General features: G+C 37.5%; 4 protein-coding genes and 1 pseudogene. 3 read left to right on the top strand and 2 right to left on the bottom strand.

Annotation, left to right across the window (positions count from 1 at the left end):
- Nucleotides 1–340 precede the first annotated feature (340 nt).
- The 3 genes from V7024_RS22815 to V7024_RS22825 all read left to right on the top strand — a co-directional run bounded on the left by V7024_RS22815 (nt 341) and on the right by V7024_RS22825 (nt 2,318).
- Entirely contained in the window at nt 341–1,408 is a 1,068-nt protein-coding gene (locus V7024_RS22815) for an ABC transporter permease (RefSeq protein WP_335524256.1), read from the top strand.
- Nucleotides 1,405–2,076 (top strand): ABC transporter ATP-binding protein, encoded by a 672-nt coding sequence (locus tag V7024_RS22820; protein WP_335524259.1) that lies wholly within the window; start codon nt 1,405–1,407, stop codon nt 2,074–2,076. Before V7024_RS22815 ends, V7024_RS22820 begins: the two co-directional genes overlap by 4 nt.
- Before the next feature lie 95 nt (nt 2,077–2,171).
- Entirely contained in the window at nt 2,172–2,318 is a 147-nt protein-coding gene (locus V7024_RS22825) for a DUF2639 domain-containing protein (protein WP_438824506.1), read from the top strand.
- A 377-nt stretch (nt 2,319–2,695) separates the two neighbouring features.
- Here V7024_RS22825 and V7024_RS22835 read toward each other — a convergent pair whose 3' ends face one another.
- Both V7024_RS22835 and V7024_RS22840 read right to left on the bottom strand, forming a co-directional pair.
- Nucleotides 2,696–3,598: a polysaccharide lyase gene (locus V7024_RS22835; protein WP_335524262.1), complete on the bottom strand. Its 903-nt coding sequence runs from the start codon at nt 3,596–3,598 to the stop codon at nt 2,696–2,698.
- Between the two features lie 125 nt (nt 3,599–3,723).
- Nucleotides 3,724–4,143: pseudogene (locus tag V7024_RS22840) on the bottom strand (DUF6688 family protein); the annotation flags it as partial.
- Between the last annotated feature and the right edge of the window lie 183 nt (nt 4,144–4,326).

The following is a 4,326-nucleotide window of genomic DNA, read 5'->3' on the forward strand; positions in this document are numbered from 1 at the left end:
ATTTGTTTCAAAACTATTATATCCATTGTCCAAATTTTAACAAACCAATATGATAAACATATGCCTTTTCGGTCATAAAAGGAAAATATGACGAATTTGCTACACGTCATTAACAACAACAACAAGTGATATATCGAGGGTGGTTCATTTTATTTATCCTTGTCATATTTCAAACTACCACAGGAATTTTAGTTGTATACATAGATTTAAATCTAATAATGACACGATTACATTTACTATTTATTTCCTGATTGTTTACTTTACAATGTTAATTAACCATGTTAAGTACAAGCAGGAAAAAAGAAGAAAGAAATAAAGATAAATAAGGGGGCCAAGCAGAATGTTTTTAGCTCTGCGTGAATTAAAGCAATCAAAATTAAAGTATGGATTAATTGGGCTTATGATGATTTTATTATCATTTTTAGTCCTTGTGATTTCTGGATTAGCAAATGGTTTAGCGTATAATACTGTCTCTTCCATTCAAAATATAGATGCCAAAAAGTTTGTGTTAGCAAATGATGAGGAAAATTCATTGCTCCGTTCACAAATTAAGAAAGAAGATGTGGATGATGTAGTAAAGCAAGTGGGGGCAAAAGATGCTGTACCATTCCATGTGAAAATTTCGACATATGAAAAGAAGGATAGTTCAAAAAAGGTTGATATTGCAATATTTGCAAGTGAACGCGAAACATTTTTGGAACCAAAGATTGTGAAAGGGCATGCATTAGGAACAGCACAAAACGAAATGATTGCTGACGAATCGATTAAAGAAAAAGGTATAGATATTGGAGATGTGATTATCGATCCAGTTTCTAAAAAAGAATTTAAAATTGTTGGCTTTACAAAAGATCAAAAGTTCAGTCACACACCTGTTGTTTATGTGAATCAAGATGTATGGGGAGAAATTGCACAGTCGATCCAAAAGGATTACAACGCAATTGCTATTCGGACTGATAAGCAAGTAAAAAATGCAAATGTAATAGAGAAAAACGAAGTTCTTCAAAGTATTCCAGGCCATAAAGGGCAACAAAACTCATTAACAATGATTATTGCATTCTTACTCGTGATTGCAACGCTCTTAATCGGTGTATTCTTCTATGTTATTACATTACAAAAAACACAGCAATTAGGTGTACTAAAAGCAATTGGAACGAAAAATTCGTATTTAGCAAATATGTTAGTTGTACAAGTATTATTCTTGTCTGTTGGCGCGATGACGATAAGCATTGTACTTGTAGAAGTTTTGCAAAGAATTTTGCCAAAAAGTATGCCGTTCTTATTGACAACGACAATGATTGGCCAATATGCAGGAATCTTTATTGTAATTAGTATACTAGGATCACTGATTTCCTTATATCAAGTATTAAAAGTAGATGCACTAGAGGCAATTGGAGGCGGCATGCAATGACATCGCTATTGAAACTAGATAGAGTTAGTAAAGTATACGGCGAAGGAAACACAGAGGTAACAGCCCTTCATCCAACTTCACTTGATGTGAAGGCTGGAGAATTCATCGGTATTGTGGGGCCTTCTGGTTCAGGAAAAAGTACATTGTTATCGATTGCTGGAGCATTATTATCACCATCAAAAGGTAATATTTATATTGGTGAGCAAAATATTACCCATTTATCAGAAAAGGAAATGACAGATATTCGGTTAAGAAAAATCGGGTTCATTTTTCAATTCGCTAACCTTGTTCCCTATTTAAATGTAAAAGAACAATTACTATACATTTCCAAATTAAAGAAAGAAGACCGACAAGAATCTGAAACGCGTGCGAATCACTTGCTAACAGTATTTGGACTATCTCAGAGAAAAAATCACTATCCACATCAGTTATCTGGTGGAGAAAGACAAAGAGTTGCGATTGCTCGTGCTTTTATGAATAATCCAGATTTAATATTAGCAGATGAACCAACGGCAAGCCTTGATTCAAAACGTGGGCGAGAAGTTGTCGAAATGATGAAACGAGAAGTAAAAGACAGTCAAAAAGCTGCGATTATGATTACGCATGATGAGAAAATTCTTGATGTATGTGATCGGATTTTAACACTTAGAGACGGAAACTTAGTATAGCACGCACAAAAATCCACACTTTCCGTAAGTAAGACAAGCTTTCCTTTTCATGCTCCTACATATACTGTTAAAAATCAAAAAGGAGAAGGTTCATCATGTATTACGGAACAAAAGGCTGGTACGTGTATGAGTTGAAAAAACTTGGGATTAATTATTATGAAGGAAAAAAGTTGGAGAGTTACCGTGCGCATGTGTTGCGGAATTTGTTATTGAAAGAGCAGGAGAAAAAGGAAGAGAAATAAAGCCCTTATACCTATAAAATTCATCCTTCCTTTTAGAAAAGCTCACACCTTACCTACTATATTTACTTAATATCCTCATATTTCTTACTCAGCCAAAAGTGCTTTCCCATTTCAGCAAAACACTTTTGGCTTATACTTTTATTTGGTGCCAACTACCCAATTCATTCCCCAACCGTACGCACGATCCATTTCTTGGTGACCGTTGAAATATTCAACTAAACGTTGTACTTTAAAAGTCTCATGGACTTCCTATTAATTTTAATTCACCCCTATTAGATTTAAAGAAATGAGTCCGACGCCAAGGCATCGGACTCATTTTTTCTTTATTGAGGTTAATCTATTATCCTACTTGATGGGATTCCTTAAAATAATCCGTTTTACTTTTTGGAAGAATCATCTTTGTTCACCATATCCTGATAGGTCGCCTGTTCGTTTCCGATCTTGACATCGGTGATAAAAACCTTCCGTTCTGTTACCGGACCAGGTTTCATTTCGCCGTTCTTCGACTTCCACTGCGGGTGGTAAATCCCTGTTTTAAAGTAAGGCGTACGTGCGCGCGAAGCATAGGCATTAGGACCTTGCACTTCCCACACAACTTTTCCATCCTTCCATATTTGCAGCAATCCGTCGTCCCCCGATGACCACTTTGCATGGATTACCCAAGAAGACCAAACTCCTTTTTGTACAAGTTCATCCAATGTTTTAGAATCGCGTTTAATATCCGAAGTAGGACCGAATGCACGCTGTATACTCCATCTGTCACCTTTTACTGCAATAGCTAATTCCGGAAAATCCCGATCCACTCGCTCACTGCCGAGTACAGCATGCCATTGCATGATAATATCATTACCACTTTCTGTGTCGAACACCCAATCTTGCGGGATATAAACCCGCGCTGTATACCATCGTTCGTGGAACCCTTCTTCGTATGGCTGTGCAATTTCCGAACGGAACTGTCCCTCAGAATGCGGAACAACGAACTGCACTGCTTTATGATCTCCTGTCATGCCAGGCGCATCTACTATATGTGCACGCTGCGTGATCGTATCAGTATCTAGTTTGGAGCGGTTTTCTGTGTCGTTAATCGCTACTTTCCATTTTTCTAATCCAGATTGAAAGTTATCTTCTAACATGATTGAGTCGTTTGTTTCCTTAAACTTAGACTTCTTTTCTTTTTTGGGGATATAGGGTTGAGTCACTGTCTCTTTTCTATCAACCAATACGATACCACCTACAAGTAAGCTGACAAATAGAACAAATAGAACAAGAATTTTTTTCATCTTTCGTTACACTCCATCTAGTTGATGTTTCTTTTGTATTTGATGGCATTAAAATCTCTTAAATTGAGGGTGATGTATAGTGCCCCTATTATGTAATGTCACCATAGCAACCGTCTCTAGTAATTTCACTTCCTCAACTCACTATACTGCATATGAATTCTATTTTCTGGTTTTTTGTCCACCGTATATAACACAATAAGGAATAACCATTCCAAAGGCTTCATGATAAGATAGCTAATGTCTGCAGACCATTTTGAATTGATATGCCTGCTAATTGGGTAGCCGTACCTGTCATAAAAGTTACGGATGGCTTTATGGAAGTTTGGAACATATTGTTCAAGAATGTTCTCAAATGCATTGGCAATTAGTAGCTGGCGGTTCACAGGGATTCTTACTCCACTTCTGATACCTGGCTTGACCAATTTTTTATGTCCTCTAGCAGAGACCGTACACAAATAATGCCCGTCACCCGCCACTATCTCTGGTTTTGGCGCAGGGATATTCGAATAGTTGAAAGAGCTTGTTTCAAGGAACACACGATTGAACTACCCCCACTTATCGGCTACCGCCACTTGGAGTGGGGGATTCCAGTACCTCTTGCTCCGATGACAACAGGTTCCGAAACCTCCTCCGTTCAACAAGAGAAGTTCTCTATACCATCAATCCAAAGTATCCATAGATGACCCGTCTCTGCCCCTATGCAAGCAGACAAAAAAAGGTACGCCCTC

Origin of the sequence: Bacillus sp. JJ864 (genome assembly GCF_036963045.1) — a bacterium.
Taxonomy (GTDB): domain Bacteria; phylum Bacillota; class Bacilli; order Bacillales; family Bacillaceae_G; genus Bacillus_A; species Bacillus_A pseudomycoides_C.

What these genes read in the sequence shown, in the direction of transcription:
- V7024_RS22815 (WP_335524256.1), top strand. Translation starts at nt 341, where the DNA reads ATGTTTTTAGCTCTGCGTGAATTAAAGCAATCAAAATTAAAGTATGGA.
- V7024_RS22820 (WP_335524259.1), top strand. Translation starts at nt 1,405, where the DNA reads ATGACATCGCTATTGAAACTAGATAGAGTTAGTAAAGTATACGGCGAA.
- V7024_RS22825 (WP_438824506.1), top strand. Translation starts at nt 2,172, where the DNA reads ATGTATTACGGAACAAAAGGCTGGTACGTGTATGAGTTGAAAAAACTT.
- V7024_RS22835 (WP_335524262.1), bottom strand. Translation starts at nt 3,598, where the DNA reads ATGAAAAAAATTCTTGTTCTATTTGTTCTATTTGTCAGCTTACTTGTA.